Below are 24,521 nucleotides of genomic sequence, written 5' to 3'. Positions count from 1 at the left end.
CATCCTGCTACGCGGGCGGGGTGGTTTCCTCCTGGATCACGGACCGCGCGATCGAGAAGGCCGCGCCCGCCGCCGGAATGCCGCAGTAGACGGCGGTCTGGAGCAGAACTTCCTTGATCTCGGCGGGTGTCAGACCGTTGCGCAGGGCGGCGCGGGTGTGCGCGGCCAGGCCCTCCAGGTGGCCGGAGGCGACGAGCGCGGTGAGCGTGACGCAGCTGCGGGTCCGGCGGTCGAGCCCGTCCCGGCTCCAGGCCTCGCCCCACTCGTACCGGGTGACCAGCTCCTGGAAGTCCTCGGTGAACGCGTCGGTGGCGGCCGTCACCGCGTCGACGTGGGCGTCCCCCAGGACCTCGCGGCGCATCGCGGTGCCGCGTTCGTGGCGGCTGTCCGGCTGCGGGCCCGCGGCCTCGGGCGCCGGGGCGATCTCGGCGACGGGTGCCACGGGCACGAAGGGTGCGGGCGTGGCCGGGCCGGGGGCCGGCGAAGGTACGGAGGCCGTGGTGGGCGCGTCCTGCCAGGCGGTGGAGAAGTGGGTCAGCAGCAGGTCGCTCACGGCGGCGGGCTGCTCGACCGGGGCCAGGTGGGAGGCGCCGGGGACCAGCGCGAGACGGGCGTCGGGAATCCCCGCGACCAGGGTGCGCGCCTCGGCGGGTCCGGTGACCTGGTCCTCCGCGCCGACCAGGACGAGGGTCGGTACGCCGATCCGGCCCAGGTGGTCGCGGATGTCGAAGGCGGCCAGCGCCTCGCAGGCGGCGATGTAGCAGCCGGGGTCGGTGGTGCGGACCATCTGTACGGCCCACTCGACGATCGCGGGCTGCGAGGCGGCGAAGCCTGGGGTGAACCAGCGTTCCGGGGCGGTGCGGGCCATCGGCTCCAGGCCGTTGGTGCGGACGATCACCCCGCGCTGGCGGAACTCGTCGGCCGTGCCGAACCGGGGCGAGGAGGCCACCAGCGCGAGCGAGGCCACCCGGTGCGGGTGGCGCAGGGCCAGGTCCGTCCCGACGGCCCCGGCGATCGAGCAGCCCAGGTAGCCGAAGCGCTGCACGCCCAGCCCGTCCAGGGTCGCGATCAGCCGGTCCGCCAGCTCGGCCACGGAGGACGCCGGCCGGGCGGGGGCGCCCCCGTGTCCGGGCAGGTCGTAGCGGAAGACTCTCCAGTGCTGGGCCAGCTCGGGTATCTGGCGGTCCCACATGTGCCAGGTCGTCCCCAGGGAGGGGCCGATCACCAGTACGGGAGCGTCTTCCGGTCCGTCGAAGCGGTATTGCAGGGTCTCAGTCGCCATCTCACTCACCCTGCCCACGCTCCCATATCCGGCGGGGGCACCGGTCGCCGGGGGAAGCCGGCGACCGGCAGGCCGACGTCAGGGGCGGCGCAGAGGGCGGCGTCAGGGCGTCGCCGCCGAGACGACATAGACGACAGGGCTGGCCGGGTCGGTCATATTGACCGTGATGGTCTGGGTGGGGCGCGGCTTCTCGTTGCGGTGCGTGATGCTCGCCCAGTCCTCGTTCGGACCGAAGTACCAGCCGGTGATGTTGATGTCCCGGGCGTTGATGTTGACGGCGCCGGGCTCCAGGGCCGCGCGGCCGGTGCCGATTCCGGTCAGGAACCGGTCGAGCCCGCCGGAGGTGGTCCGGAACGTCACGTACATCCGGCTGGCTTTCCAGTTGTTCGTCTCGTAGTACTGGATGCCGACCGCGTTGCCGGGCACCGGGATCTCGAAGATCCTGCGCTGCATCTTGGAGGGCCAGCCGTCGCGGAGCCCGTCCGCGGCGGCCGCGGCTTCCTTGTCCTTGCCCGAGCGGCGGCTCTGGCCCGCCGAGATCAGCAGATAGCCGGCCGGGATGCCGATCAGCAGCACGATGATCGTGGCGGTGATGAACCGGCGCCGGAAGACCCGCCGACGGCTCTCGGGGGGCTTTCCCTCACCGCCGCCCGGCCCGTCGGACAGGGGCGACGGCACCACGGGGTGGTCGGCTGCGATCATGATCAGGTGGTCCCTCGTGCTGCGGAGCGGGGTTCGCGTGCGGGTCGGGGTCGGGGGCTGGTTCCCGTACGCCGGGGGGTGTCTTCCCTACCGGGCGACTTCGAGCGTACGGAATCCGGGGCCGCTCCCCCTGACGGACGGGGTACGGAGGCGGAGACGCCGGACGCCCGGTCGTGGTTCTGCGGTGGGGCTGCGGGGTTCCGCGGTGGCTGTCGCTGCTGTCCTCCGCCGTGGCTGTGGGGGGTGCGGTTCAGTCGGCCGTCCGGGTCGAGCGGGTGTTGCGGATGGTGCTCGCCGCCTGGTCGTAGATCTGGGCGTACCGCTCGTACCGCTCGACACGGCGCCGGTTGGCCCGGCGGAAGCGGCGGGCGACCAGCCGGGCGAGGTCCGCGGCGCCGACCATACCGGCTTCGGGGCCCAGCTGGGCCTTGGTGATCTTCGCCTCGGGGCGGTAGCCGCGGCCGGTGAGGTGGCGCTTGAAGGCGTCCCGGGCGGGGTTGATCAGGAGGTCGTCGGCGGCGCTGACCCCGCCTCCGATGACGAAGCAGGACGGGTCGAGCGCGGCGGCGAGGTTGGCGATGCCGACGCCGAGCCACTGGCCGATGTCCTGGAGGAGTTCGATGCACATCGCATCGCCCTCGCGGGCCAGTTCGGTGATGAGGGGGCCGCTGATGTCGGAGACGTTCCCCTTCACCCGGTCCAGCAGATAGTGCGCGACCGGGGAGTCGGCGGCTGCCAGCTCCTTGGCCTCGCGGACGAGGGCGTTGCCGGAGCTGTACTGCTCCCAGCAGCCCCGGTTGCCGCAGGGGCAGCGGTGGCCCGAGGGCACGACCTGCATGTGGCCGAACTCACCGGCGACCCCGTACTTGCCGCGCTTGACCTGGCCGTCCTCCAGGATCGCGCCGCCGATCCCCGTACCGAGCGTGATCATGACGAGGTGGTCCTCGCCGCGCCCGGCTCCGAAGCGCCACTCCGCCCAGGCGGCCGTGTTGGCGTCGTTGTCGACCATGACGGGGACGACGAGACGGGAGGCGATGGCGTCGCGCAGCGGTTCGTCGCGCCAGGCGAGGTGGGGGGCGAAGAGGACCTTGGAGCGGTCCGCGTCGACCCAGCCGGCCGCGCCGATGCCGACCGCGTGGACGTCGTGGCGGTCGGAGAGGTCCAGGACCAGTTCGACGATGGTGTCCTCGACGACCTTGGGGCTCTTGGACTTGTCGGGGGTCTCGGTGCGGACCTTCTCCAGGATGTTGCCGTCGGCGTCGACGACGCCCGCCATCACCTTCGTACCGCCGATGTCGATCCCGACCGTGGGGACGCGGGGGGCGGAGAGGTGCGAGCGGCGTTCCTTGGTGCCGACGGTCTTGAGGACGGTGGCGCGGGCGGAGCCGCGGTGTGCGAAGTCGCGGTACGTGCTCATCGTCCCTGCGGGGTCTGGGGGGCCGGCCGGCTCTCGCGCCCGGCGGCGGACGGCGCCCGCCGGGCTCGATTCTGCCACTGCCCGACCCCGGGAGGGCTCGCCCGGGGTCGGCCGCGCCGGGGCGGGTCGCCGGTCAGGAGCCTTCCTCGGTGGCGGCGGAGGTGCCCGGGAGGGTGGGGGCCGGGGTCCGCTCCAGTTCGTGGCTCAGCTCCTCCAGCTCGCTGCCGCCCGCCATCTGCCGGGTCAGCTCGTCGAGCGTGATGTCGTCCTTGGTGTGGCTGCCGGACATCACCCCGCGCTTCAGGAGGACGAACCGGTCACCGACGAGGTGGGCGTGGTGCGGGTTGTGCGTGATGAGGACCACGCCGAGCCCGGCGTCCCGGGCGGCGGCGACGTACTTGAGGACGACGCCCGACTGCTTGACGCCGAGGGCGGCGGTCGGCTCGTCGAGGACGAGGACCTTGGCGCCGAAGTAGACAGCGCGGGCGATGGCCACGCACTGGCGCTCACCGCCGGAGAGCGTGCCGATGGGCTGGTCGACGTCGCGCAGGTCGATGCCCATGCGGAGCAGTTCCGTACGGGTCGTCTCGCGCATCTTCCTCACGTCGAGCCGCCTGAAGGGGCCGACGCCGGTGGTGGGCTCGGAGCCGAGGAAGAAGTTCCGCCAGACCGGCATGAGCGGGACGACGGCGAGGTCCTGGTAGACGGTGGCGATGCCCCGGTCCAGGGCGTCGCGCGGGTTGGCGAGCACGGTCTCCTCACCGTCGATCAGGAACCGTCCGGCGTCGTGCCGGTGCAGCCCCGCGATGATCTTGATGAGGGTGGACTTCCCGGCGCCGTTGTCACCGAGGACGCAGGTGATCCCGCCCGCGTGGACCTCCAGGGAGACGTGTTCCAGGGCCTTGATGTTGCCGTAGAACTTGGACACGTCGTCCAGCTCGACCAGGGGGCCCGCGCTCTTCTCGGACGTGGCCGTCATGTCGTCGCCTCCGCGCGCTTGCGCACCCACGCGTTGAGCAGGGTGGCCAGGAGCAGCATCGCCCCCAGGAAGAACTTGAACCAGTCCGGGTTCCACTCGGCGTACACGATGCCCTTGCTGGTCATGCCGAAGATGAAGGCACCGACCGCCGAGCCGATCGCGGAGCCGTAGCCTCCGGTGATCAGGCAGCCGCCGATGACGGCCGCGATGATGTACGTCAGCTCGTTGCCGACGCCCTCGCCGGACTGGACGACGTCGTAGCTGAAGAGCAGGTGCTGTCCGGAGATCCAGGCGGCGAAGGCGACGCCGAGGTAGAGCCCGATCTTCGTACGGATGACGGGGACGCCGACCGCGCGGGCGGCGTCGGCCGCACCGCCGACGGCGAAGATCCAGTTGCCGAAGCGGGTCCGGAGCAGGATCCAGGTGGCGAGCGCGACGAGCGCGATCCACCAGAGGATCGTCACCTTGAACTCGACGCCGCCGATGGTCAGGGTGGAGGCGAACAGGGCGTGGGCCGAGTCGAAGCCCTCCATGTCCCCGATGGCCTTGGTGGAGACCGTGCCGCTGATCAGCTTGGTGAAGCCGAGGTTGAGGCCGGTGAGCATCAGGAACGTGCCGAGCGTGATGATGAAGCTGGGCAGCTTGGTACGGGTCAGCATGAACCCGTTGAACGCGCCGATGGCGAGCGTGACCAGCAGCGACACCAGGACGCCGACCCAGACGTTGGCCGTCATCTGGTAGCTGAACATCGAGGAGATCAGCGCGGAGCTGGTCACCAGGACCCCGGCGGAGAGGTCGAACTCGCCGCCGATCATCAGCAGGGCGACCGGCGCGGCCATGATGCCGAGGACCGAGGCCGCGTACAGCACGGTGCCGAGGCTGGAGGCCTGGAGGAAGCTGTCCGCGACGATCGAGAAGAAGACGAAGACGGCCACCGCGCCGACGACCGAGCCCAGCTCGGGGCGGCCGAGCAGCTTGCGCAGCGGCGAGGTGTGGACGAGGCGCTCGTCGAGCTGCGCGGGCTTCTCCGGGGCGGCGGTGGAGCCGCTCATCGGGTGCCCCGCTTGGTGTAGTCGGCCAGGGCGTCGGCGTCGGCGGCCGTGATGATCTGCGGGCCGGTGAGGACGGGCTGGCCGCCGCCGAGGACGTTGCGGTTGTAGCGGTAGAGCCAGAGCAGGTCGACGGCCTGGTACCCCTGGAGGTAGGGCTGCTGGTCGACGGCGAAGCCCAGCTTCTCGGACTGGAGGCCGCCGGCGACCTTGGCGTTCAGGTCGAAGGTGTTGATCTCGGCCTTGCTGCCCGCCGTCTGCTTGGCCTGGACGGCGGCGTCCGCGAAGGGGGCGCCGAGGGTGACGACCGCGTCGATGCTCTTGTCGGACTGGAGCTTGGCCTCGATGGACGCGGTGACGTCGGGCATGTTGGTGCCGTCGACGTACAGGTTCTGCATCGTGCCGTCGAAGGTCTTCTTCGCCCCGGCGCAGCGCTGCTCGTGGCCCACGTTGCCCTGCTCGTGCAGGACGCAGAGCGCCTTCTTGCGGCCGCGTTCGTTCAGCTCGTCGCCGACGGCCTCACCGGCGATCGTCTCGTCCTGGCCGATGTGGGTGAGCGCCCCGAACTCCTTGGACTCGGCGGAGCCGGAGTTCACGGTGACGACCGGGATGCCCGCCTTGACGGCCTTGGCGACCACGGCCTTCATGGCGTCCGGCTTGGCCAGCGAGACGATCAGCCCGTCGACCTTCTTGTCGATCGCGGTCTGGACGAGCTGGGCCTGCTGGTTGCCCTCGTCGTTGTGCGAGTAGAGGAAGTTGATGTTGTCCTTGACGGCCGCCTGCTCGGCGCCCTTCTGGACGATGTCCCAGAAGGTGTCGCCGTCGCCCGAGTGGGTGACCATGGCGAAGGTCCAGCGGGGCGTGTTCACCGCGGCCCGCCCCTCGGCGGCCGCGGCGGCGCGCTCTTCCGCCCGCTTGCCGCCGGTGCTGCTGCATCCCGCGGCTGCCAGCGCCACTGCCAGGACGGCGCCCAGCGCGCGTACCCCTGTCCGAACCCTTGCCACGCCGTGCCCTTCTTCTGTTTCTTCCGCTGCTCGTCGCTGTGCGCTTGACCGGGCCGGGGAGCGTACGGCTCCGGGCCGGCTGCCCAGTATCCCCGAGCGGCTGCCGGGCGCGCCCGGCGCCCCGGCCCGTGCGGGGTGCGCCCACCCCAGCCCGTCAGGCGTTCGAGGACGGAACCGTCGCCGTGGGGGGCGGTCGCTCTCGGGGGACCCGTGCCTCAGGATCCTCTGCCCGCGGGCCCACCGGCGCAAGGGTTCCGTCCTCGAACGCCGGACGGGCTCGATTTTCCCGGGCGCATGATGGAACGGCGCCGGACGGGCTGGATGTGCCCCCGGGACGGGATGAGTCGACGCCGGGCGGGCTGAATCAGCGCGACAGGAGCTGGAAGGTGAACGTGTAGCGCGAGGCCCGGTAGACGTGGGACGCGAACTCCACCGCGCGGCCCGTGTCGTCGTACGTCGTGCGCTCCATCGTCAGCAGCGGCGCGCCCGGTTCCTCCGCGAGGGCCCGGGCCTCCCCCGCCGTCGCGGCCCGTGCGCCGACCGACTGGCGGGCGCTGTGCAGGGTGATGCCCGAGGCCCGCATCAGCCGGTAGAGGCCGGTGGACTCCAGCTCCGGGGCCCGGAGGCCGAGCAGGTCCGGGGGGAGGTGGTTGCGCAGGAGGGCCATCGGCTCGTCGTGGGCGTAGCGCAGCCGCTCGACGAGGTGGACCTCCGTGCCCTCGGGGAGGCCGAGCGCGGCGGCGATCTCGGCGGTGGCCGGTTCCGTGGTGGCGCGCAGGACCTTGGTGGCGGGGCGCTGGCCGGCCGCCTCCAGGTCGTCGTAGAGCGAACTCAGCTCCAGTGGGCGGCGGACCCGGCTCTGCACGACCTGGGTGCCGACGCCCCGGCGGCGGACCATCAGCCCCTTGTCGACGAGCGACTGGATGGCCTGGCGGACCGTGGGGCGGGAGAGGCCGAGGCGGTGGGCGAGGTCGATCTCGTTGCCGAGCAGCGTGCCGGGGGGCAGCCGGCCCTGTTCGACGGCGGCCTCCAGTTGCTGCGCGAGCTGGAAGTAGAGCGGCACCGGGCTGGTGCGGTCCACGCTCAGCGGCAGGGGCTGCGGCTGATCGGCTCCTTGTGCGGTCACGGGCCGAGCCTAGTTCGATTGTCCGGACAAAGCCATGGCCGAGCATTTGTCCGGACAAATGCTTGACAGGATGACCGGACCGCCGTCACCTTGGGGCCATGCGCATCGGACTCATCGGAACGGGACGTATCGGCACCTTCCACGCGGAGGTGCTGAGCCGTCACCCGGCCGTGGGCTCGCTCCTGGTGGCGGACGCGGATCCGGAGCGCGCCGCCGCTGCGGCCACCCGGACCGGGGCCACCGCCGTCACCGTGGACGCGATGTTCACCGGCGGAGGCCTCCCGGACGCGCTGGTGATCTGTTCCGCGACCGCCGCCCACGCCCCGCTCATCGCCCGCGCCGCCCGGGCCGGGCTGCCCGCGTTCTGCGAGAAGCCGATCGCCCTGGACCTGCCCGGCACGCTCGGCGCCCTCGCGGAGGTCGAGGCGGCGGGCAGCGTCCTCCAGCTGGGGTTCATGCGCCGCTTCGACGCGGGGTACGCGGAGGCGAGGGCGGCGGTACGGGAGGGGCGGCTCGGGCGGCTGCACACCGTGCGGGCCGCCACCTCCGACCCCGCTCCCCCGCCCGCCGCCTATCTCCCGCTCTCCGGCGGGCTCTACCGGGACTGCCTGGTCCACGACTTCGACATCCTGCGGTGGGTGACGGGCCGCGAGGTGCGCGAGGTGTACGCCACCGGGTCGGACGCCGGGCCCGCGATGTTCCGGGAGGCGGGGGACGTGGACACCGCCGCCGTCCTGCTCACCCTGGACGACGGCACCCTCGCCACGGCCACCGCGACCCGCTGCAACGGGGCCGGCTACGACGTCCGCATGGAGCTGGCCGGGGAGCTGGACCAGCTGGCCGTCGGTCTCGACGACCGTACGCCGCTGACCTCGGCCGAGCCGGACGGCCCGGGCGCTCCGCCGAAGCCGTGGCCGGGGTTCCTGGAGCGGTTCGCCCCGGCGTACGAGGCGGAGCTGGACGCCTTCCTCAGGGTGGTCCGGGGCGAGCTGGCCAACCCGTGCGACGGGCGGGAGGCCCTGCACGCGCTGCGGATCGCCGAGGCCTGCGAGGTCTCCCGCCGCGAACGCCGCCCGGTGGCGATGACGGAGATCCCGGGCGGCTGAGGCCTCTTGCCCCCTGCCGGGTCACCGGCAGGCTCGGGGGGGGCCTGCTCACCGGCAGGCTCGGCGGGCCGGGTCCCGGTCGCCGCCTCGTCGGCGGTGTGGACCGGCGTGTTCGGCGGATCGTCGCCCTACCAGCGCACCGGCAGCCGGCGGACCCCGCGCATCAGCAGACCGGGCAGCCACTCCGGCTCGCCGCCCGCCGGGTCGCGGGCCAGCTCCGGGCAGCGCTCCAGCAGCGCACCGATGGCGATCTTGGCCTCCATGCGGGCGAGCGGGGCGCCCAGGCAGTAGTGCGCCCCGTGGCCGAAGGCCAGATGGCCCTGGGGTGCGCGGCGGATGTCGAAGGTGTCCGGGTCCGTGAACTTCTCCGGGTCCCGGCCGCCCGAGGCGAGGGCGACGAGCACGGGTTCGTCGTACGGGATCACGGTGGAGCCGACGGTGACCTCCTCCCGGGTGAAGCGGAAGGTGGCGGTCTCCACCGGGCCGTCGTACCGCAGCATCTCCTCCACCGCCCCCTCCAGCAGTCCGGGATCGGCGCGGAGCAGGGCGAGCTGGTCCGGGTGGTCGAGCAGGGCCCGTACCCCGTTGGAGATCAGGTTGACGGTGGTCTCGTGACCGGCGACGAGCAACACGAAGGCCATGCCCACCAGTTCCTCGCCCGACAGCCCGTCGCCGCCCTCGTCGCGGGTCCTGATCAGGGCGCTCATCAGGTCGTCACCGGGCGAACTCCGCTTCTCCCGGATGAGTTGGACGAGGTAGTCGCTCATCGCGCCGACCGGGTCGGCCGACTCCCGCTGGGCCGGGGTGGGGGTGACGATGGCGCTGGACAGCGCGCGGAAGGCGTCCCGGTCGATGTCGGGGACGCCGAGCAGTTCGCAGATGACGGTCATCGGCAGGGGGAAGGCGAGCGCGTCGACCAGGTCGGCGGAGCCGGCCGGGACCATCGCGTCGAGCAGTCCGGTGGTGATCTCGGTGACCCGGGGGCGCAGCGCCTCGATGCGGCGGGGGGTGAACTCGCGGGCGACGAGCCGCCGTAGCCGGGTGTGGTGCGGGGCGTCCAGCTCCAGCATGTTGGAGCTGATCGGGTTGACCTCGTCGGCCCACCGCCCGCTGGCGCGCCAGTCCTTGCCGAACCGCTGGTCGGCGAGGGCCGCGCGGGCCTCCTCGTACCCGACGATGAGCCAGATCCGCTCCATCTGCTCGGTGCGGACCGTGTGCACCGGACCCTCGGCGCGCAGCTTCGCGTAGTACGGGTAGGGGTTCGCCGTGAAATCCGGCAGTTCCCGCAGATCGAGCATGGTCATCGTCGGTCAGCCCCCTCTTCCGGTCCGGTCGGCCCGGCACCTCCCGGTCCCCTCAGCGTAGGCCGCCGTCCTCCTCGCCGTCGCCGTCGAGCAGTCCGGCATCGTGGACCAACAGGGCGATCTGGACCCGGTTGTTGAGGTCGAGTCTGGCGAGAATGCGCGAGACCTGGGTCTTGACGGTGGCGACGCTGAGATAGAGCTCGCGCGCGATCTCGGCGTTGGAATGCCCCCGCCCGACGGCGACCGCCACCTCCCGCTCCCGCTCGGCCAGTTCCGCGTACCGCCTGCGCGCCCGCTCCTTCCGGGAGGTGCGCTCGTCCTGCGCGGCACCCGCCGCCCGGTCCATGAGCTGTCGGGTGACGGCGGGCGAGAGCACCGGGTCCCCGGCGGCGACCCGGCGGACGGAGTCGACGATCTCGGCGGGCGGGGTGTCTTTCAGGACAAAGCCCGCCGCTCCGGCGCGGATGGCCCGCAGGACCTGTTCGTCGGCGTGGAAGGTGGTGAGGACGACGACTTCGGGCGCGTCGGGGCGGCGGCGCAGCTCCTCGGTCGCGGTGAGCCCGTCCACGCCGGGCATCCGGATGTCCATCAGGACGACGTCGGGGCGCAGCCGTTCGACGAGGGCGGCGACCTCGCTGCCGTCCGTGCCCTCCCCCACGATGTCGATGCCCTCGGCCCCGCCGAGCATCAGGGTGAGCCCGGCCCGCACGAGCGGGTCGTCGTCGACGACGAGCAGCCGGACGGGCGGGGTGCCGGGAGGCGGCGCGGAGGCGGGGGACGGTGGTGGCGGGGTGTTCATGACAGCCACCGTAACCAGCGGACCGCACGCCACCGACGCCCCGCCCCGCAGGGCCGGCCCCGGCTCCCCCGGAGAGGCCGGAGACCCCGGAGGGGCGAGAGCTGGGGGCCGTACGGGAGCGGCACCCGGCCCCGGCGGCTGCGGCGGGCCGCGTGGTGGGGACCGTACGGGAGTGCCCGGCGCCGGCTGCCCCACCGCGGGCCGCTCCGTCGGCACCGGCCCCGCCGCTCGCCCCGTCCACCGCCACCGGCCGCGGTCCCGGCGGTCGTGGCGCGCCTCACCCCGCCGGCCACGGCAGCCGGGCCCGGACCAGGAAGCCGCCGTCCGGTGCGGGGCCGTGCTCCAGGCTGCCTCCGGCGAGGGTGGCGCGTTCGGTGAGGCCGATGAGGCCCTGGCCGGAGCCGGGTACCCGTTCGAAGGGTTCGGTGGGGGCCGGGTTCGCCACTTCCACGGTGAGCCCGTCGCCGGGGCCGCCGGTCACGGTGACGGTGACCTCGGCCCCCGGGGCGTGTTTACGGGCGTTGGTCAGGCACTCCTGGGCGATGCGGTACACCGTGCGGCCGGTGGCGGCGGGGGCCTCGCCCGGGGCGGCGACGCGCTGGTCGAGGGTGACGTCCATGCCCGCCTGCCGGGACTCCTCGATCAGCGCGTCCAGGGTGGTGAGGGTGGGCTGCGGGCGCTCGCCCTCGCCGCTCTCCCCGGGGCCGCGCAGCACGCCGATGATCTCCCGCAGGTCCTGGAGCGCCTCGTGGGAGCTGTCCCGGATGACCCCGGCGGCCCGGGCGATCTCCGCGGTGGGGGCGTCGGGCCGGAATTCGAGGGCTCCGGCGTGGACGCTGAGGAGGGTGAGCCGGTGGGCGAGGACGTCGTGCATCTCGCGGGCGATGGCCTCCCGGGCCAGCCGCTGGGCCCGCTCCGCGCGGAGCTCCGCCTCGGCCTCGGCGCGGCGGGCCCGTTCGCGGAGCGAGAGGACGAGCTGGCGCCGGGACCGTACGCCCATGCCCCAGCTGAGCGCCAGGAGCACCAGCAGCACCCCGAAGAGGACGGAGACGAGGTATCCGGTCTGCGGGTCGGGGCGCACGAGCGGCTGGAGGGGCACCGTGGCCAGCGCCGCCGCGCCGACGATCGCCGTCGGCTTGAGCGGGCGGTGGACGGCCAGGCTGAACAGGGCGACCAGCAGGGCGCCGACGGCGACGGGCTCGACGACGGCGACGGCGGTCAGGGCCACGGCCAGCCCGACGGGCCAGCGCCGCCGGAGCCAGAGCGCGCAGCAGGCCGCCGCGCCGGCCACGGAGTCCACGAACACCACCACGTCGGCCGTGGACTCGTCGGCTTCGATCACGGAGACGGCGACCATGCCGATGAAGGCCGCGCAGAGGAAGGCCGTGATGTCGACGACCCAGTCGCGTACGGTCCGCCGCCTGCGGGCCCGGTCGCCGGGCAGCTCGGGGTCGGCCATCGCCGAAGGGAGCAGCCAGCGGTACTCGGTGCGGGTCATGTCGACAAAGTTACGCAGCCCGGCGGCCGGAACGCGTCCCGCGCGGCGAGGGAGCGACCAAAGTCGTGCGGCCCGCTACTTTCGTCGCGGCGATGGGGCCGGGCGGCCGAAGCGGCGGGGACGGGGCGGGCGCGAGGCTCGGTCCATGAAGAAACTCATCGAGGCGGTCGGGCTCATCATCCTGCTGCAGGGCGTCGGGGGGCTGGTCCACGAGTGGACGGGGTGGCTGCGGCTGTGGACGTTGGCCCGGCACATGGACCTCTTCGGTGACCGGGCGCTGTTCGTCAGCGTCGTGCTGATCGTGACGGGGTTCGCGATCATGATCGCGCCGGGCGCGGTCCGGAAGAAGTCCTGACCGCGACGGACGCGATCGGGAGAGAGCCCGGCACCTGGCGCGCACGGTCAGGACGGAGCGGGGCTTGCGCCCGGGGTCCCGGACCGGTCCGCCTCGTCCACGCTGCGCCGCCCCCACGCGGTGCCCGCCAGGACGAGGACGGCACCCGCCACCCCCAGGACGCCGAGCCGTTCGCCGCCGAGGCCGATCCCGACGGCGGCGGCCCAGAGCGGTTCCGTACCGAGCAGGAGGCTGACCCGGGACGGCGAGGTGCGGCGAACGGACCACATCTGCACGAAGAACGCGAAGAGCGTGCAGAACACGGAGAGGAAGACCAGCCCGGCCCACTCCCGGGGCCCGAAGTCCGCCGCCACGCTCCACGGCGACGCGCCCGTTCCCGGGAGGGCGACCAGGACGGCGAAGACGGCGACCGCGCTGCCGAGCTGGACGGTGGTCAGGGAGAGCGAGTCGGCCGACCGGACCGCCTTGATCCGGGCCATCGCCAGGACGTGGACCGTACGGGCGAGGGCGGCGAGCAGCATCAGCAGGTCACCGGCCGAGGGGCTGGTGAAGCCGCCGCCCTGGGTGAGGAGGACCACTCCGGCGACGGAGAGGCCTGCGGCGGCGACGAAGGAGGCCGGGGGCCGGACGCGGGTCACGGCCGCCTCGGCGAGCGGCGTGAAGATCATGGTGAGGCTGATGATCAGCCCGGCGTTGGTGGCCGAGGTGTGGACCACCCCGTACGTCTCCAGCAGGAAGATCCCGCTGAGCACCAGCCCCAGCAGCACGGCCCCGCGCAACTGCGCCCCCGTCAGCGCCCGCAGCCTGCGCCACCCGGCCACCACCAGGACGGGCAGCACGATCGAGAAGCGCAGGACGAGGACGGCGATCACGGTGTGGGTGGTGGTGATGCCCTTGGCCGCGAGATAGCTGGCGCCCCAGACGGCGGCGACCGCCAGCACGGGCAGATCGGTGAGCCAGGCCCGGCGGGACGGGACGAGGGCGGGGAGGGGCGCGACGGCAGCGGACACCTTCGGTGCTCCTGGTTCTCCACGGAGGGACACATGGTGGAGACCTCACCGGCTCACACGTGGAACGATCACGCTACGCGCCGGGCGCGCCGGAAAGGAACACCTGTCTCACGGGCCGGATCCCGCCCGGCCCGCCCGCCGGTATCGCCGGTGGTCAGAGGCGGGGCGCGCCGGTGGCCGGGGCGGTGACGCGAGCGGCCGGTGGTCCGGCGGCGCCCGTGGCCGTCCCTAGAATGACGCCTCGATAACTCTGAGCTACGGAGTGGTCACATGGCGGCAGTACGACTGGACGGGCGGGTCGAACGGGGCAACCAGACCCGGCAGCTGGTCCTGGGGCGCGCGGTGCAGATCGCCTCGGTGGAAGGCCTGGAAGGCCTCTCACTGGGACGGCTGGCGACCGAGCTGAAGCTCAGCAAGAGCGGGGTGTTCGCCCTCTTCGGATCGAAGGAGGAGCTGCAGCTCGCCACCGTGCGCGCCGCGGTCGCGGTCTACGTCGACCATGTACTGCGCCCGGCCCGTGCGGTCCCGCCGGGGGTCGGCCGGGTCTGGCGGATGTGCGAGGCGTGGATCGCGTACTCCCGTGACCGGGTCTTCCAGGGCGGCTGCTTCTTCTACGCGGCCACCGCCGAGTTCGACGCCCGCGGCGGCAAGGTGCACGACGCCCTGGCCGCGGCGCAGACCGGCTGGGTCACCTTCGTGGAGGAGACGATCGAGGAGGCACGGGCGGCGGGCGAACTGTCCGCCGACACCGACGTACGCCAGCTGGCCTTCGAGGTGATCGCCTTCCTGGAACTGGCCAACGCGGAATCGGTGCTCCAGAACAACAGCCTCGGATACGCCAAGGCGGCCCGGGCGATCCTGGCGCGGCTGCGGACGGCGGCGACGGAGAGCGCGAGGCTGCCGGTGCTCTGAGCTTCCCCGGCTCACGGCCACCGAGCCGTACGCCTCCCGGCGGCCTTGCCGGGGCTCCGGCGCCGAGCGCGGTCTGCGGGATTCGACTCCTTGGCACACCCCGTACGTAGCGAACCAGCGGCCACCGCCTCCACCTCAGTACCGAATAGCGACTTACCAGGTGACGCGCGATTCCGAGGACCTAGCGTGCTAGTGTCCGGCCAAAGGCCCGGAGGTGGGCCAGTGGCGAGCCGCTTGCCCGGACGAGCGTGCAGGAAAGCCCCAAAGGTGCGATGCCTGACCTCCAGTTCCCATGATGGAATTCCCCTTGCGCTGCACTGCTCTCACATGCGGCCGCAATCCGGGTTGTAGTCGCGGATGAGACGGCCATGCCACACACTCACGACAAGGCTGCCTTTGAGGCATGCCGAAGGTTTCTGAATCTTCCGAAGCAGGTGCTCCGCCGCTGCTGCACCGGGGGCAAGATCTCCCTGGACGCCCCTGGTGGCGGACAGCAGCAATTCCAGGCGCTCCTGTTCGACTGTTTCTTCAGCTCGGACGAAGATCACCCATGGGACCGCATGATCGGTCGAACGTTCCGGCAGTTGATCTGCTACTTCAGCTGGGTGGCGCCGCAGCCTGATCGTCTGCTCGTTCGGACCAACACCGCGGACCGCATTGCCAGTTACCTTCTGCCTCATACCCGGGTGTTCGATGACGGTTCGCATGAACACTCGGGAATCGCCGGGCTGCGCGTCGACGGGTTCAGCTCCGACACCATCCACCTCTGCCATATCCCGACCGGTGGGCGGCTCGACCTGCAGAACACCGGCCACTCGGCTTCGGCCCGGTTGATGCGGTACTCCTTTAAGGGGGAGCTGGAGTTCCGGCTCAGGAGTGAGGCCGATGACGGGCGCGATCCCGTTCATGCGGACTCCTCGCTCACCGCGGCCGAAGAAGCGGCGAGCGGTCACTGGGCGCCGAGCCCGTCCACGCCCTTGCGCAGTGCTTTGATGGCCCGGAGCCATCTGTGGTGGTACGCGCTCCGGCACGGCGCAGCCCTGGTCAGGCCGAGGCGGAGCAACACCGTTCAGTGTCTTCGGTGGGACGTGGGTCGGTCCTGCGAGCAGATCGGCAGCCTGTTGACGTCAGGGCCGCTGAGCATCCCTGGGGCCGTGTTTACGCCACGGAGCCATGAATTCGACGTGAGTCTTCTTCGGTTGGACTCGGTGTCGATCGAACTCCGTACGCCGCTGGTGACTCGCGGCACTGTCCACCCGTGGAATCGGTTGCTCGACGTCGAGCGTGAGAATGAAGAACGTCGCCGAACTCGCCGGCCGGCCGGACCCGGGCGTGTTTCCACATGCCGATGACACCGTGTCAGGCTGTCGGGTACTGTCCTGGTATGGCCGAGGCGACGGCCACGGTTGTGTGTTCCGGCCCGTGCCCGGACACGCTCGACAGCCGGAAGTTCAGTCATCGCGATCTCCTCGGCCTGTCGTGCTCTTCGCGCGCATGCACCGAGGCACGGGTGCGTGTATGCGGGAAAGTTGCGCGATGGCTCGGAATGTCTCCGGCAAGGTGATGCCGCCGCATCTGCGACCGGCCATTCCCGATGAGGTTGCGGAGATCGTCGGTTACCTGCAGGAAATTCTGCGCTACTGCGCCCCCGATCGAGCTGGGCACGGGTGGGCCCGGATGTGCATGTACCGGGCCAGTGACGCGATGGACGCGGTCGGGCACCTGGCCGGCCTGATCGCCGCGCAGTTGGAGCGTGTCGGGGAGGACCGCGCAGTCATCCAGCACATGCTCCGGGCCGATCAGGAGTGCCTTCGTACGGCGGTCGCGGTTCCCTTGACGGGGGAACGGGGTACGGAGCGCGACCTGAGGCTCATGCCTAAGTGGCTCCACCTACGTGTGCAGGGATCAGTGACACGGGTGGTGCTCAGACTCTCGGTGCCGCTGCGTCACTGCGGGGGTGAGCCGGACCGGAAATGGCCCGCACGATGCCTGTTCGCGTTGTCCGAAGCCATGGACGAACTGGGCCGGCTCATCGGCACGATTGCCGCGCTCCACGCGAACGTCATGGACCAGGAGACGCTGGGGCGCTATCAGCACTTGTTCCAGCAGCGCTCCCGGACGGAGTTGCCCGGCGAGGACGACAGGGCGCAGCTGGCCGGCCTGTTGGGCCTGCCGTACGAAAACCCCAGTTCTGTCTGGTACTTCAGCGCTCGGGCGAAGGCCACGCGCCCGGCCGGGTCCAGCTGGAGCGGCATGCCCGAGTCAACGGTCGCGACGGCGCTGACGATGCTGGGCGACGCCTTTCACGGTCAGCGGTGGGAACGGCCTGACGGCAATCCGCAGGAGTACGTACGGACCGCGGCGCTGGCTTGTCTCCACGGGCTGACGGCCGTCGGTTGGGACGATGAGGGCCCGCCCTTGTACTGGCTGTCCGAGGACGAGCGGCGGTCCGCACTGGCGGTGGCTGCCGTCCTGGCCGGCCGCACCCGCGACGATCGGTGGCGCTGATGCGACAGTCGTACGACCTCACCACGAACTCCGATGCGCTGGGGGAACTGTTCGTGAGTACGGAGTGGGGAGCACTCGCCGCCCTGATGCTTCTGGGGTCGGCGGTGATCCTGCTCGTCATCGGCCTGATCGCGGTCTGCCGGGCTGACCGGAAGGACATTCCGGCCGTGTTGAGGGCGCTGGCGTGCTGGTTCCCTTGGGGGCGGCGGAACCGGGGCCGATGACGGCCCGTGATCTGCGGTGGGTGTCCGGTCGGGAGTTGCCCGGGCTCAGCAGCGAGCGGGAGGTGAGCCCCGCCTCAGCCCGCAGGGCGCGGGCTGAGGCGGGGCTCCCGGCGCTCAGCTGTAGTAGGCGATCTTCTCGTCGAGAACCTCCATGGCCTGGTGCAGCGCCGCCACCCGCTGTTCCAGGGCGGTACGGCGCTCGCGCAGGAAGGCGACCCGCTCCTGCGGAGAGTGTTCGGCGCGCAGGATGGTGACGAACCCCCGCAGGTCCGCGATGCCGAGACCGGCATCGCGGAAGCACGTGATCAGACCGATCCAGAAGACGTCGTTCTCGGTGTACTCCCTGCGCCCGCCGCCGGAGCGCCGGATCGGGCCGATCAGCCCTTCACGCTCGTAGTACCGCAGCGTGTCGATGGAGACGCCCGTGCGGTCGGCGGCCGCCGCCGGGGTGAGGGCGGTCATGGTGAGGATCTCCTTTCGTGACCGTCGCTACCGGGCTTCGGCGAAGCGCGCCAGGTGCTCGTCACCGAGCCGCACACGGCGTGCGGCAAGTGCCTCCTCGATCTGCTCCACCCGGCTCGCGCCGACGATGGGATCGACGCCCTGGCGCATCAGCCACGCGAGGACGACCTGGTTCCTGGTGGCCGAGAGCTCGTCGGCGACGCTGTCCAGGACCCCGAGTACCCGAGCGGTCCCGGGGTGATCATAGATAGCCGGAAGCGGCTTGTCCGCGCGCACGTACGAACCCCACATCAGCGAGCTGTACGACCACACGGCGAGCCCTTCCGACCTCGCGAGATCCAGGTCCTCAGCGGCAAGCATGCGGGGACCGCCCTCCGCGACGGGGGCGAGCGGGCGCGGCTGGACGAGTGAGTGGCGCAGTTGCAGGGCTGTCCACGGCTCCAGGCCTCGCTCCCGCGCGAGCGACCGGGCTCTCTCGACGCGCCAGGCGGGATGGTTCGCCGCCCCGACCCGCAGGGCCACTCCCTTGGCGACCAGCTCGCCGAAGGCGCCGACCGTCTCTCCCAGCGGCACGGTCCGGTCCTCCGCGTGGGCCCACAGCAGGTCGACGTGATCGACTCCGAGACGGCCCAGGCTCTCCTCCACACCGGAGTGAACGGCGCGCGCCGAGAGTCCTTCCGCGCTGTCCGGCGCGTGCGGGACGAGCGGGTTGTGGCGGACCTTCGTCGCGATGCGTACCGTGTCGCGCGCGCCCGGCCGGGCCCGCAGCCAGGCACCGATGACGCGCTCGCTGGCACCGCCGGCACCACTGGGGTCGGTCCAGAAGGAGTAGCAGTTCGCGGTGTCGAGCCAGACACCGCCGTCGGCGACGAAGGAGTCGAGGATCGCGAAGGCCTGTTCGGGGGCGACCCGAGTGCCGAAGTCCATCGTCCCGAGGACGATCCGGCGGTCTGTGATGTCCATGCCGCCCATCCTCGAATCCGGAGTGCGCTCCAGGTCAAGCGATCGTGAACCGGGCGGCCGTGTCCGCGACCGGCCCACGGATCACTCGGCGTCCGATTCCCGCCGGTCTCCGGGCCTCCGGGCGACTTTGCTGGAACCCGTCGCCGGATCGGCGGCGCTCCCCGAAGGCAAGGAACCCAGCCATGTCCAGCACCACCACCATCACCGCCCCCGCTCCCCGGGCCGCCCTGGTCACCGGAGGCAGCCGGGGTATCGGCGCGGCCGTCGCCCTGCGGCTCGCGGAGGCGGGGGTGGACGTCGCCATCACCTACGTACGGGACGAGGAGGCCGCCCGTGCGGTCGTGGCGAAGATCGAGGGGACGGGCCGGCGCGGGGTGGCCCTGCGGGTCGACGCGGCGGACGCCGGGGCGGCGGGGCGGGCGGTGCACGAGGCGGCGGACATGCTCGGCCGGCTCGACGTCCTGGTCAACAACGCGGGCATCGGCGTCCTCGGCCCGATCGCGGAGCTGCCGGACGCCGAGGTCGAGCGGGTCCTCGCGGTGAACGTCCGGGCGGTCTTCCTCGCCTGCCGGGCGGCGGCGGACCGGCTGGCCGACGGCGGTCGCGTCGTCTCGGTCGGCACCGCGCTGAGCCGGTACGTGGGCGGGCCCGGCTCGACGCTCTACGGGATGAGCAAGTCCTCCCTCGTCGGGCTGACCAAGCCGCTCGCCCGGGAGCTGGGACCCCGTGGCATCACGGTGAACCTGGTCCAGCCCGGCCCGGTGGACACCGACCTCAACCCGGCCGGCGGCCCGCTCGCCGAGGGGCAGCGGGCGGCGACGGCACTGGGACGGTTCGGTACCGCGGAGGAGGTCGCCTCCCTGGTGGCGTATCTCGCGAGCGCGGAGGCGGGTTTCATCACCGGTACCGAGATCGTGGTGGACGGCGGCCACGCGGCCTGAGCCGTCACGGAGGGCTCCCGGAGCCCGGAGCGCCCGGCTCCGTCGAGCTGCCCCGTCCCGGCCGCGCGCCTACGCTGGCCGGGGCGGGGCAGATGTGCCCCGGGGGGGACGTGACCGAGGCAGGGCCGACCGGAAGGACAGCGCGGACATGGGCGACGTACCCGTTCATACGCTCAACGACTCCACCACTCTCCCGGCGGTGGGTCTCGGCACCTACCCGCTGGACGACGCGGAGGCGGAGGAGGCCGTCGCGGGAGCCCTGGACCTCGGCCACCGGCTCGTCGACACCGCCCTCAACTACGGCAACGAGACCGGCACCGGCCGGGCCATCGCCCGCAGCGGTGTCCCGCGCGAGGAGATCCGGCTGACCACGAAGGTGCCGGGGCGGCACCACGGGTACGCGGAGACGCTCGCCTCCTTCGAGGAGTCGCGGGCCCGCCTGGGCGTCGAGTACGTCGACCTGTATCTGATCCACTGGCCGCTCCCCCATGTCGACAAGTACGTCGACACCTGGAAGGCGATGATCCGGCTCCGCGAGGACGGTCTCGTCCGGTCCATCGGCGTCTCCAACTTCACCGCCGCCCATCTGGAGCGGCTGGAGCGGGAGACGGGCGTGCTGCCGTCGGTCAACCAGATCGAGATGCATCCGCTCCTTCCCCAGGAGGAGTTGCGGGCGGTGCACGCGGCGAAGGGCATCGTCACGGAGGCCTGGAGCCCGCTGGCCCGGGGCCGCGAGGTGCTGGAAGACCCGTCCACGGTGGCGATCGCCGAGGACCACGGGGTGACACCGGGGCAGGTGGTGCTGCGGTGGCACACCCAGGTCGGGGCGGTGCCGATCCCCAAGTCGGCCGATCCGGGGCGGCAGCGGGAGAACCTGGACCTGTTCGGGTTCGAGCTGACGGCCCAGGAGCTGACCACGATCGCGTCGGGGCGGCAGCGGCGCTTCGGCGGCGACCCGGACACCCACGAGGAGTTCTGAGCGGCGGACGTACGGGCCCGTGGCGTTGCGGGCGGGCCCGTGGTGTTCGGCGGGCCTGTGGCCTGTGGCCTGTGGTGTTGCGGGCGGCGGACGGGGCTGCTGTGTGCCGAGCCGCCGCCGTTACGGGCCCGTGGGCCGCCGCGACCCCCCAGTGATCGCGGCGGCCCACCGGTCGCCGTCCGCTCTCAGCCGCCCAGCTCCCGGTGGCGGGCCGCCAGGGCGTCGGCGCCGCCCTCGGTGAGGGATCCGTACAGCCGCAGCCGGGAGATCCCGCCGTCCGGGAAGATGTCGATCCGTACGCGGGAGGCGCGCACCGGGGCGTCCAGTACGAAGCGGTGGTTGGTGTCGGGCTGGAGCCGGGTCCGGGGCAGGATCTCCGACCAGTCGCCGTCCTCCCCGTCCCGCACCGAGAGGCTCGCCCAGCCCGCCGAGTTGCCCTTGAGGTAGGCGGTGTCGATCTCGACGGCCCGGATCTCGGACTGGGCGGCGAGGCGGTAGCGGATCCAGTCGTTGCCCCGGTCGCGGCGGCGGCGGGTCTCCCAGCCGTCGTCCATCTTGCGGGAGCGGCCGGGCTGGATGGTGTTGGTGGCCGGGGAGTAGAAGCGGTCGGAGGCGTCCTCGACCTGGCCGCCGTTCTCCAGGGCGGCGAGGTCGAACGTGCCGAGGGCGGCGAGCCAGGCGGGGTCCGGTGCGACCTCCCCGTACACGCGCAGCCGGGCGATCCCGCCGTCCGGGTGCTGGTTGATCCGCAGGTGGGTGAAGCGCTGCTCGGCGTCGACGGCGAACCCGTTGGCCGCGTGGCCGCCGACCGGGGTGCGCGGGACGAGGACCGTCCACTTCACGTCGGGGGCGAGGAGGTCGTCGGGGGACGGCGAGCCGGGGAGGGACGCCCCCTCCACGGAGACGGCCTGGGGGTAGTTGCCCCGGAAGTGGGCGGTGTCCAGGACGATGCCCCGGATGACCCCGGGGGCGCCGAGGCGGACGAGGGCCCAGTCGTGGTCGTCGGGGGTGGGGTGCGGTTCGGCGGCGCTCACCCCGCGTCGGCGGCGGGTCTCCCAGCCGTCCATGATCTTGCCCTTGTGGCCGAAGTGCTCCGGGTCGAAGACGGCGGGCTCGGGCTTGAGCAGGTTCTCGCGCTCCGCGAAGAACTCGTCGTTGGCGGCGATGACCCCGGCGCCGAGGCGCCGGTCGGCCAGGTCGACGAGGTGGGTGAAGGGGAAGTCGGCGGTGCGGTGGTCGGAGTACGGGTCGCCGCCCGCGTACGGGAGGGCGTCACCGGTGAAGCGGGGTATCGCGGCGTCCGTCATGGGTGAGGGGTCCTTTCCGGGACGGTCGGTGGCCGCGTACGGGAGCGGGCGGCCGGATGACGCGGTCAGTGGTCGCGTTCGAGGAGACGGCCGGTGGGCTCGGTGAGTTCGCCGTCGGCGGCGATGCGGACCCCGCGCAGCCAGCTGGAGCGCACCACGCCGTGCAGGGTCTTCCCGGCGTAGGCGGTGACCTGGTTGCGGTGGAAGAGTTCGGCGGGGTCGACCGTGAAGGTCGCCTCGGGGGCGAGCACCGCGAAGTCCGCGTCCCGCCCGGCCTCGATGGCGCCCTTGCGGCTCAGCCCGGCCAGCTCCGCCGGGGCGGCGGACATCCAGCGGGCGACGTCGTCGAGCGAGTGGCCGCGCCTGCGGGCCTCGGTCCAGATGGCGGGCAGGCCGAGCTGGAGGGAGGAGATCCCGCCCCAGGCGGAGGCGAAGTCCGGGGTCTTGAGGTCGGTGGTGCACGGCGAGTGGTCGCTGACGATGCAGTCGATCGTGCCGTCCGCGAGCCCGGCCCACAGGGCGTCCTGGTTGGCGGCCTCGCGGATGGGCGGGCAGCATTTGAACTCCGTTGCCCCGTCCGGGACTTCCTCGGCGGTGAGGGTGAGGAAGTGCGGGCAGGACTCGACGGTGACGCGGACCCCCTCGCGCTTGGCGGCGGCGATCAGCGGCAGGGCGTCGGAGGACGACAGATGCAGGACGTGGACGCGGGCGTTCAGCCGCTTGGCGTGGGCGATGAGCCCCTCGATCGCGGTGTTCTCGGCGTCGCGCGGACGGGAGGCGAGGAAGTCGGCGTAGGCGGGGCCGGAGCGCTGCGGGGCGTCGGCCAGATGGTGCGGGTCCTCGGCGTGGACGATGAGCAGCCCGCCGAATCCGGCGATCTCCGCCATGGAGCGGGCCAGTTGCTCCTGGTCCAGCTCGGGGAACTCCTCCACCCCGGAGGGCGAGAGGAAGCACTTGAAGCCGAAGACCCCGGCCTCGTACAGCGGGCGCAGATCCTTGACGTTGGCGGGGATCGCCCCGCCCCAGAAGCCCGTGTCGACATGCGCCTTGGGGGCGGCTACCTGCTGCTTGATCCGCAGGTGCTCGACGGTGGTGGTGGGCGGGAGGGAGTTGAGCGGCATGTCCAGGAGCGTGGTGATCCCGCCGGCCGCCGCGGCGCGGGTGGCGGTCCAGAAGCCCTCCCACTCGGTGCGGCCGGGGTCGTTGACATGGACGTGGGTGTCGACCAGGCCCGGGAGCAGGACGTCGTCGCCCAGGTCCTCCAGGCGGGCGCCCGCGGGCACCTCGGTGTCGTACGGCAGGACCGCCTCGATGGTGCCGCCCGCGACGGCGACCGTCGCGGGGCGGGTGCCCTCGGGGGTGACGACGCGCGTCGAGCGCAGTACCAGGTTCACGGCCGGACCGGACACCCCATGCTCCTTCACTCCAGGAATCACTCCAGGAATTCAACGAACTGTTGAATCTTCCCAGGAGTCTTCACTCGGGAACCACCCTCGTCAAGACCCCACCTTCCTCCACGGAGGCCGGGCGGGCAGCCGGGGCGGGCCGACTGGAGATTTCCACAAAGTAAAAGTTCAATTTCGGAGCGCGGAACGTAGCATGGGCCAGGAGAGGCCGCACCGCACCCCCGCACCGACCGCCGCCACACCGTCGGCACCGGGACAAAACAGCCCCTGACCGGCACGGACGCCGGGCGGACAGCTGTGGGCCGATCGGGCGGCGCCCGGTAGGCTGCTGCCTTGCCTTCCGCTTCGAAAGGACCGTTGACGTGCCGCCGTCCCACGCCAGCACAGCCGACTCCAAGCCCTCCGGTGCCAGCGGCGGGGTGCAGTCGCTCGAGCGCGCCTTCGACCTCCTGGAGCGGATGGCCGACGCCGGGGGCGAGGTCGGGCTGAGCGAGCTGTCCGCCAGCAGCGGTCTGCCCCTGCCGACCATCCACCGGCTGATGCGCACGCTCGTCGTCTGCGGTTACGTACGCCAGCAGCCCAACCGCCGCTACGCCCTCGGCCCCCGCCTGATCCGGCTGGGCGAGTCCGCCTCCCGGCTGCTCGGCACCTGGGCCCGCCCCTACCTCCAGCGGCTGGTCGAGGAGACCGGCGAGACCGCCAACATGGCGCTGCTGGACGGCGACGAGATCGTGTACGTGGCCCAGGTACCGTCCAAGCACTCCATGCGGATGTTCACCGAGGTGGGGCGCCGGGTCCTCCCGCACTCCACCGGCGTGGGCAAGGCGCTCCTGGCCGACACCCCGGCCGACGAGGTCCGCGCGCTCCTCGCCCGGACCGGGATGCCGGCCGCCACCGAGAAGACGATCACCACCCCGGAAGGCTTCCTGGAGGCGCTGGAGCAGGTGCGCCGGGCCGGGTACGCGGTGGACGACAACGAGCAGGAGATCGGCGTCCGCTGCCTGGCGGTCTCCGTGCCCGACTCCCCCACCTCGGCCGCGCTCTCCATCTCGGGCCCGGCGGGCCGGGTCACGGAACAGGCGACGGAGCGGATCGTGCCGATCCTCCAGCAGGTCGCCAAGGAGCTGTCGGACGCGCTGGCCAGCAACGGCAGCGCGGGCTGACCTCCGGGGGATCCGGCCGCGGGGG

Annotated in this window: 24 protein-coding genes; 8 read left to right on the top strand and 16 right to left on the bottom strand. The window is 72.3% G+C overall.

The window, feature by feature from the left end; all coding sequences use genetic code 11:
* Window positions 1-7 precede the first annotated feature (7 nt).
* The 7 genes from pcaDC to ACQ9ZG_RS28290 form a co-directional block, all read right to left on the bottom strand.
* Window positions 8-1,282, bottom strand: a complete 1,275-nt coding sequence (pcaDC, locus tag ACQ9ZG_RS28320) for a bifunctional 3-oxoadipate enol-lactonase/4-carboxymuconolactone decarboxylase PcaDC (RefSeq protein ID WP_499281354.1) — start codon at window positions 1,280-1,282, stop codon at window positions 8-10.
* 102 nt (window positions 1,283-1,384) lie between these two features.
* Window positions 1,385-1,984 carry a hypothetical protein gene (locus ACQ9ZG_RS28315; protein ID WP_109917248.1) on the bottom strand — a complete coding sequence of 200 codons (600 nt, stop codon included), beginning with the start codon at window positions 1,982-1,984 and terminating at the stop codon, window positions 1,385-1,387.
* A 250-nt stretch (window positions 1,985-2,234) separates the two neighbouring features.
* Entirely contained in the window at window positions 2,235-3,401 is a 1,167-nt protein-coding gene (locus ACQ9ZG_RS28310; RefSeq protein WP_109917247.1) for an ROK family glucokinase, read from the bottom strand.
* A 133-nt stretch (window positions 3,402-3,534) separates the two neighbouring features.
* Window positions 3,535-4,380, bottom strand: coding sequence for an ATP-binding cassette domain-containing protein (locus ACQ9ZG_RS28305; RefSeq protein WP_084991214.1), 846 nt, complete (start codon window positions 4,378-4,380; stop codon window positions 3,535-3,537).
* Window positions 4,377-5,432, bottom strand: coding sequence for an ABC transporter permease (locus ACQ9ZG_RS28300; RefSeq protein WP_018491482.1), 1,056 nt, complete (start codon window positions 5,430-5,432; stop codon window positions 4,377-4,379). Before ACQ9ZG_RS28300 ends, ACQ9ZG_RS28305 begins: the two co-directional genes overlap by 4 nt.
* Complete coding sequence (locus tag ACQ9ZG_RS28295) at window positions 5,429-6,433, bottom strand: sugar ABC transporter substrate-binding protein (RefSeq protein WP_441350843.1); 1,005 nt, start codon at window positions 6,431-6,433, stop codon at window positions 5,429-5,431. The genes ACQ9ZG_RS28300 and ACQ9ZG_RS28295 overlap by 4 nt, the downstream gene beginning before the upstream one ends.
* A gap of 364 nt (window positions 6,434-6,797) precedes the next feature.
* Window positions 6,798-7,559: a GntR family transcriptional regulator gene (locus ACQ9ZG_RS28290; RefSeq protein ID WP_109915375.1), complete on the bottom strand. Its 762-nt coding sequence runs from the start codon at window positions 7,557-7,559 to the stop codon at window positions 6,798-6,800.
* Window positions 7,560-7,657: 98 nt separating this feature from the next.
* On the opposite strand from ACQ9ZG_RS28290, the gene ACQ9ZG_RS28285 reads away from it, so the two are divergent.
* Window positions 7,658-8,665, top strand: a complete 1,008-nt coding sequence (locus ACQ9ZG_RS28285; protein WP_109915376.1) for a Gfo/Idh/MocA family protein — start codon at window positions 7,658-7,660, stop codon at window positions 8,663-8,665.
* A 128-nt stretch (window positions 8,666-8,793) separates the two neighbouring features.
* Here the strand turns inward: ACQ9ZG_RS28285 and ACQ9ZG_RS28280 are convergent, their stop codons facing one another.
* The 3 genes from ACQ9ZG_RS28280 to ACQ9ZG_RS28270 form a co-directional block, all read right to left on the bottom strand.
* Window positions 8,794-9,969: a cytochrome P450 family protein gene (locus tag ACQ9ZG_RS28280; protein ID WP_109915377.1), complete on the bottom strand. Its 1,176-nt coding sequence runs from the start codon at window positions 9,967-9,969 to the stop codon at window positions 8,794-8,796.
* A 52-nt stretch (window positions 9,970-10,021) separates the two neighbouring features.
* A complete protein-coding gene (locus ACQ9ZG_RS28275) occupies window positions 10,022-10,768 on the bottom strand; it encodes a response regulator (protein ID WP_109915378.1) in 747 nt (248 codons plus the stop codon).
* Window positions 10,769-11,045: 277 nt separating this feature from the next.
* On the bottom strand, window positions 11,046-12,266 hold the full coding sequence (locus ACQ9ZG_RS28270; protein WP_109915197.1) for a sensor histidine kinase: 1,221 nt from the start codon (window positions 12,264-12,266) through the stop codon (window positions 11,046-11,048).
* Between the two features lie 145 nt (window positions 12,267-12,411).
* On the opposite strand from ACQ9ZG_RS28270, the gene ACQ9ZG_RS28265 reads away from it, so the two are divergent.
* Window positions 12,412-12,621, top strand: a complete 210-nt coding sequence (locus ACQ9ZG_RS28265; protein WP_028418252.1) for a hypothetical protein — start codon at window positions 12,412-12,414, stop codon at window positions 12,619-12,621.
* Between the two features lie 47 nt (window positions 12,622-12,668).
* Here the strand turns inward: ACQ9ZG_RS28265 and ACQ9ZG_RS28260 are convergent, their stop codons facing one another.
* Window positions 12,669-13,631 (bottom strand): DMT family transporter, encoded by a 963-nt coding sequence (locus tag ACQ9ZG_RS28260; protein ID WP_109915198.1) that lies wholly within the window; start codon window positions 13,629-13,631, stop codon window positions 12,669-12,671.
* Window positions 13,632-13,901: 270 nt separating this feature from the next.
* Here ACQ9ZG_RS28260 and ACQ9ZG_RS28255 point away from each other — a divergent pair, with 270 nt between their 5' ends.
* Window positions 13,902-14,543 (top strand): TetR/AcrR family transcriptional regulator, encoded by a 642-nt coding sequence (locus tag ACQ9ZG_RS28255; protein ID WP_109915199.1) that lies wholly within the window; start codon window positions 13,902-13,904, stop codon window positions 14,541-14,543.
* A 323-nt stretch (window positions 14,544-14,866) separates the two neighbouring features.
* On the opposite strand, the gene ACQ9ZG_RS28250 is transcribed toward ACQ9ZG_RS28255, so the two are convergent.
* The gene (locus ACQ9ZG_RS28250) at window positions 14,867-15,451 is read right to left on the bottom strand and encodes a hypothetical protein (protein ID WP_146225679.1); all 585 of its coding nucleotides are present in this window, start codon (window positions 15,449-15,451) and stop codon (window positions 14,867-14,869) included.
* Between the two features lie 628 nt (window positions 15,452-16,079).
* Here ACQ9ZG_RS28250 and ACQ9ZG_RS28245 point away from each other — a divergent pair.
* Window positions 16,080-17,051, top strand: coding sequence for a hypothetical protein (locus ACQ9ZG_RS28245; RefSeq protein WP_109915201.1), 972 nt, complete (start codon window positions 16,080-16,082; stop codon window positions 17,049-17,051).
* On the top strand, window positions 17,051-17,275 hold the full coding sequence (locus tag ACQ9ZG_RS28240; protein ID WP_146225680.1) for a hypothetical protein: 225 nt from the start codon (window positions 17,051-17,053) through the stop codon (window positions 17,273-17,275). The genes ACQ9ZG_RS28245 and ACQ9ZG_RS28240 overlap by 1 nt, the downstream gene beginning before the upstream one ends.
* 114 nt (window positions 17,276-17,389) lie before the next feature.
* On the opposite strand, the gene ACQ9ZG_RS28235 is transcribed toward ACQ9ZG_RS28240, so the two are convergent.
* On the bottom strand, window positions 17,390-17,737 hold the full coding sequence (locus ACQ9ZG_RS28235; RefSeq protein WP_028418247.1) for a MerR family transcriptional regulator: 348 nt from the start codon (window positions 17,735-17,737) through the stop codon (window positions 17,390-17,392).
* Window positions 17,738-17,764: 27 nt separating this feature from the next.
* Window positions 17,765-18,700, bottom strand: a complete 936-nt coding sequence (locus ACQ9ZG_RS28230) for an aldo/keto reductase (protein WP_109915203.1) — start codon at window positions 18,698-18,700, stop codon at window positions 17,765-17,767.
* A gap of 182 nt (window positions 18,701-18,882) precedes the next feature.
* Here ACQ9ZG_RS28230 and ACQ9ZG_RS28225 point away from each other — a divergent pair, with 182 nt between their 5' ends.
* Complete coding sequence (locus ACQ9ZG_RS28225) at window positions 18,883-19,641, top strand: SDR family NAD(P)-dependent oxidoreductase (protein ID WP_084991238.1); 759 nt, start codon at window positions 18,883-18,885, stop codon at window positions 19,639-19,641.
* A 148-nt stretch (window positions 19,642-19,789) separates the two neighbouring features.
* On the top strand, window positions 19,790-20,620 hold the full coding sequence (locus ACQ9ZG_RS28220) for an aldo/keto reductase (protein WP_499281353.1): 831 nt from the start codon (window positions 19,790-19,792) through the stop codon (window positions 20,618-20,620).
* Between the two features lie 185 nt (window positions 20,621-20,805).
* On the opposite strand, the gene alc is transcribed toward ACQ9ZG_RS28220, so the two are convergent.
* Together alc and allB are read right to left on the bottom strand one after the other, a co-directional pair.
* Window positions 20,806-21,927: an allantoicase gene (gene alc / locus ACQ9ZG_RS28215; RefSeq protein WP_109915027.1), complete on the bottom strand. Its 1,122-nt coding sequence runs from the start codon at window positions 21,925-21,927 to the stop codon at window positions 20,806-20,808.
* A gap of 65 nt (window positions 21,928-21,992) precedes the next feature.
* The gene (allB, locus tag ACQ9ZG_RS28210) at window positions 21,993-23,336 is read right to left on the bottom strand and encodes an allantoinase AllB (protein WP_109915026.1); all 1,344 of its coding nucleotides are present in this window, start codon (window positions 23,334-23,336) and stop codon (window positions 21,993-21,995) included.
* 359 nt (window positions 23,337-23,695) lie between these two features.
* On the opposite strand from allB, the gene ACQ9ZG_RS28205 reads away from it, so the two are divergent.
* Window positions 23,696-24,496, top strand: coding sequence for an IclR family transcriptional regulator (locus tag ACQ9ZG_RS28205; protein ID WP_109915025.1), 801 nt, complete (start codon window positions 23,696-23,698; stop codon window positions 24,494-24,496).
* The last annotated feature ends 25 nt before the right edge of the window (window positions 24,497-24,521 follow it).

Source organism: Streptomyces araujoniae, from assembly GCF_050871195.1.
Lineage (GTDB): Bacteria > Actinomycetota > Actinomycetes > Streptomycetales > Streptomycetaceae > Streptomyces > Streptomyces bacillaris.
Note: the sequence above shows the minus strand (reverse complement) of the source record. Positions and strands in the feature narration are given on the sequence as shown.

Coding starts and splice junctions, on each gene's coding strand:
- pcaDC (WP_499281354.1), bottom strand. CDS start 1,282: ATGGCGACTGAGACCCTGCAATACCGCTTCGACGGACCGGAAGACGCT.
- ACQ9ZG_RS28315 (WP_109917248.1), bottom strand. CDS start 1,984: ATGATCGCAGCCGACCACCCCGTGGTGCCGTCGCCCCTGTCCGACGGG.
- ACQ9ZG_RS28310 (WP_109917247.1), bottom strand. CDS start 3,401: ATGAGCACGTACCGCGACTTCGCACACCGCGGCTCCGCCCGCGCCACC.
- ACQ9ZG_RS28305 (WP_084991214.1), bottom strand. CDS start 4,380: ATGACGGCCACGTCCGAGAAGAGCGCGGGCCCCCTGGTCGAGCTGGAC.
- ACQ9ZG_RS28300 (WP_018491482.1), bottom strand. CDS start 5,432: ATGAGCGGCTCCACCGCCGCCCCGGAGAAGCCCGCGCAGCTCGACGAG.
- ACQ9ZG_RS28285 (WP_109915376.1), top strand. CDS start 7,658: ATGCGCATCGGACTCATCGGAACGGGACGTATCGGCACCTTCCACGCG.
- ACQ9ZG_RS28280 (WP_109915377.1), bottom strand. CDS start 9,969: ATGACCATGCTCGATCTGCGGGAACTGCCGGATTTCACGGCGAACCCC.
- ACQ9ZG_RS28275 (WP_109915378.1), bottom strand. CDS start 10,768: ATGAACACCCCGCCACCACCGTCCCCCGCCTCCGCGCCGCCTCCCGGC.
- ACQ9ZG_RS28270 (WP_109915197.1), bottom strand. CDS start 12,266: ATGACCCGCACCGAGTACCGCTGGCTGCTCCCTTCGGCGATGGCCGAC.
- ACQ9ZG_RS28265 (WP_028418252.1), top strand. CDS start 12,412: ATGAAGAAACTCATCGAGGCGGTCGGGCTCATCATCCTGCTGCAGGGC.
- ACQ9ZG_RS28255 (WP_109915199.1), top strand. CDS start 13,902: ATGGCGGCAGTACGACTGGACGGGCGGGTCGAACGGGGCAACCAGACC.
- ACQ9ZG_RS28250 (WP_146225679.1), bottom strand. CDS start 15,451: ATGAACGGGATCGCGCCCGTCATCGGCCTCACTCCTGAGCCGGAACTC.
- ACQ9ZG_RS28245 (WP_109915201.1), top strand. CDS start 16,080: ATGGCTCGGAATGTCTCCGGCAAGGTGATGCCGCCGCATCTGCGACCG.
- ACQ9ZG_RS28240 (WP_146225680.1), top strand. CDS start 17,051: ATGCGACAGTCGTACGACCTCACCACGAACTCCGATGCGCTGGGGGAA.
- ACQ9ZG_RS28235 (WP_028418247.1), bottom strand. CDS start 17,737: ATGACCGCCCTCACCCCGGCGGCGGCCGCCGACCGCACGGGCGTCTCC.
- ACQ9ZG_RS28230 (WP_109915203.1), bottom strand. CDS start 18,700: ATGGACATCACAGACCGCCGGATCGTCCTCGGGACGATGGACTTCGGC.
- ACQ9ZG_RS28225 (WP_084991238.1), top strand. CDS start 18,883: ATGTCCAGCACCACCACCATCACCGCCCCCGCTCCCCGGGCCGCCCTG.
- ACQ9ZG_RS28220 (WP_499281353.1), top strand. CDS start 19,790: ATGGGCGACGTACCCGTTCATACGCTCAACGACTCCACCACTCTCCCG.
- alc (WP_109915027.1), bottom strand. CDS start 21,927: ATGACGGACGCCGCGATACCCCGCTTCACCGGTGACGCCCTCCCGTAC.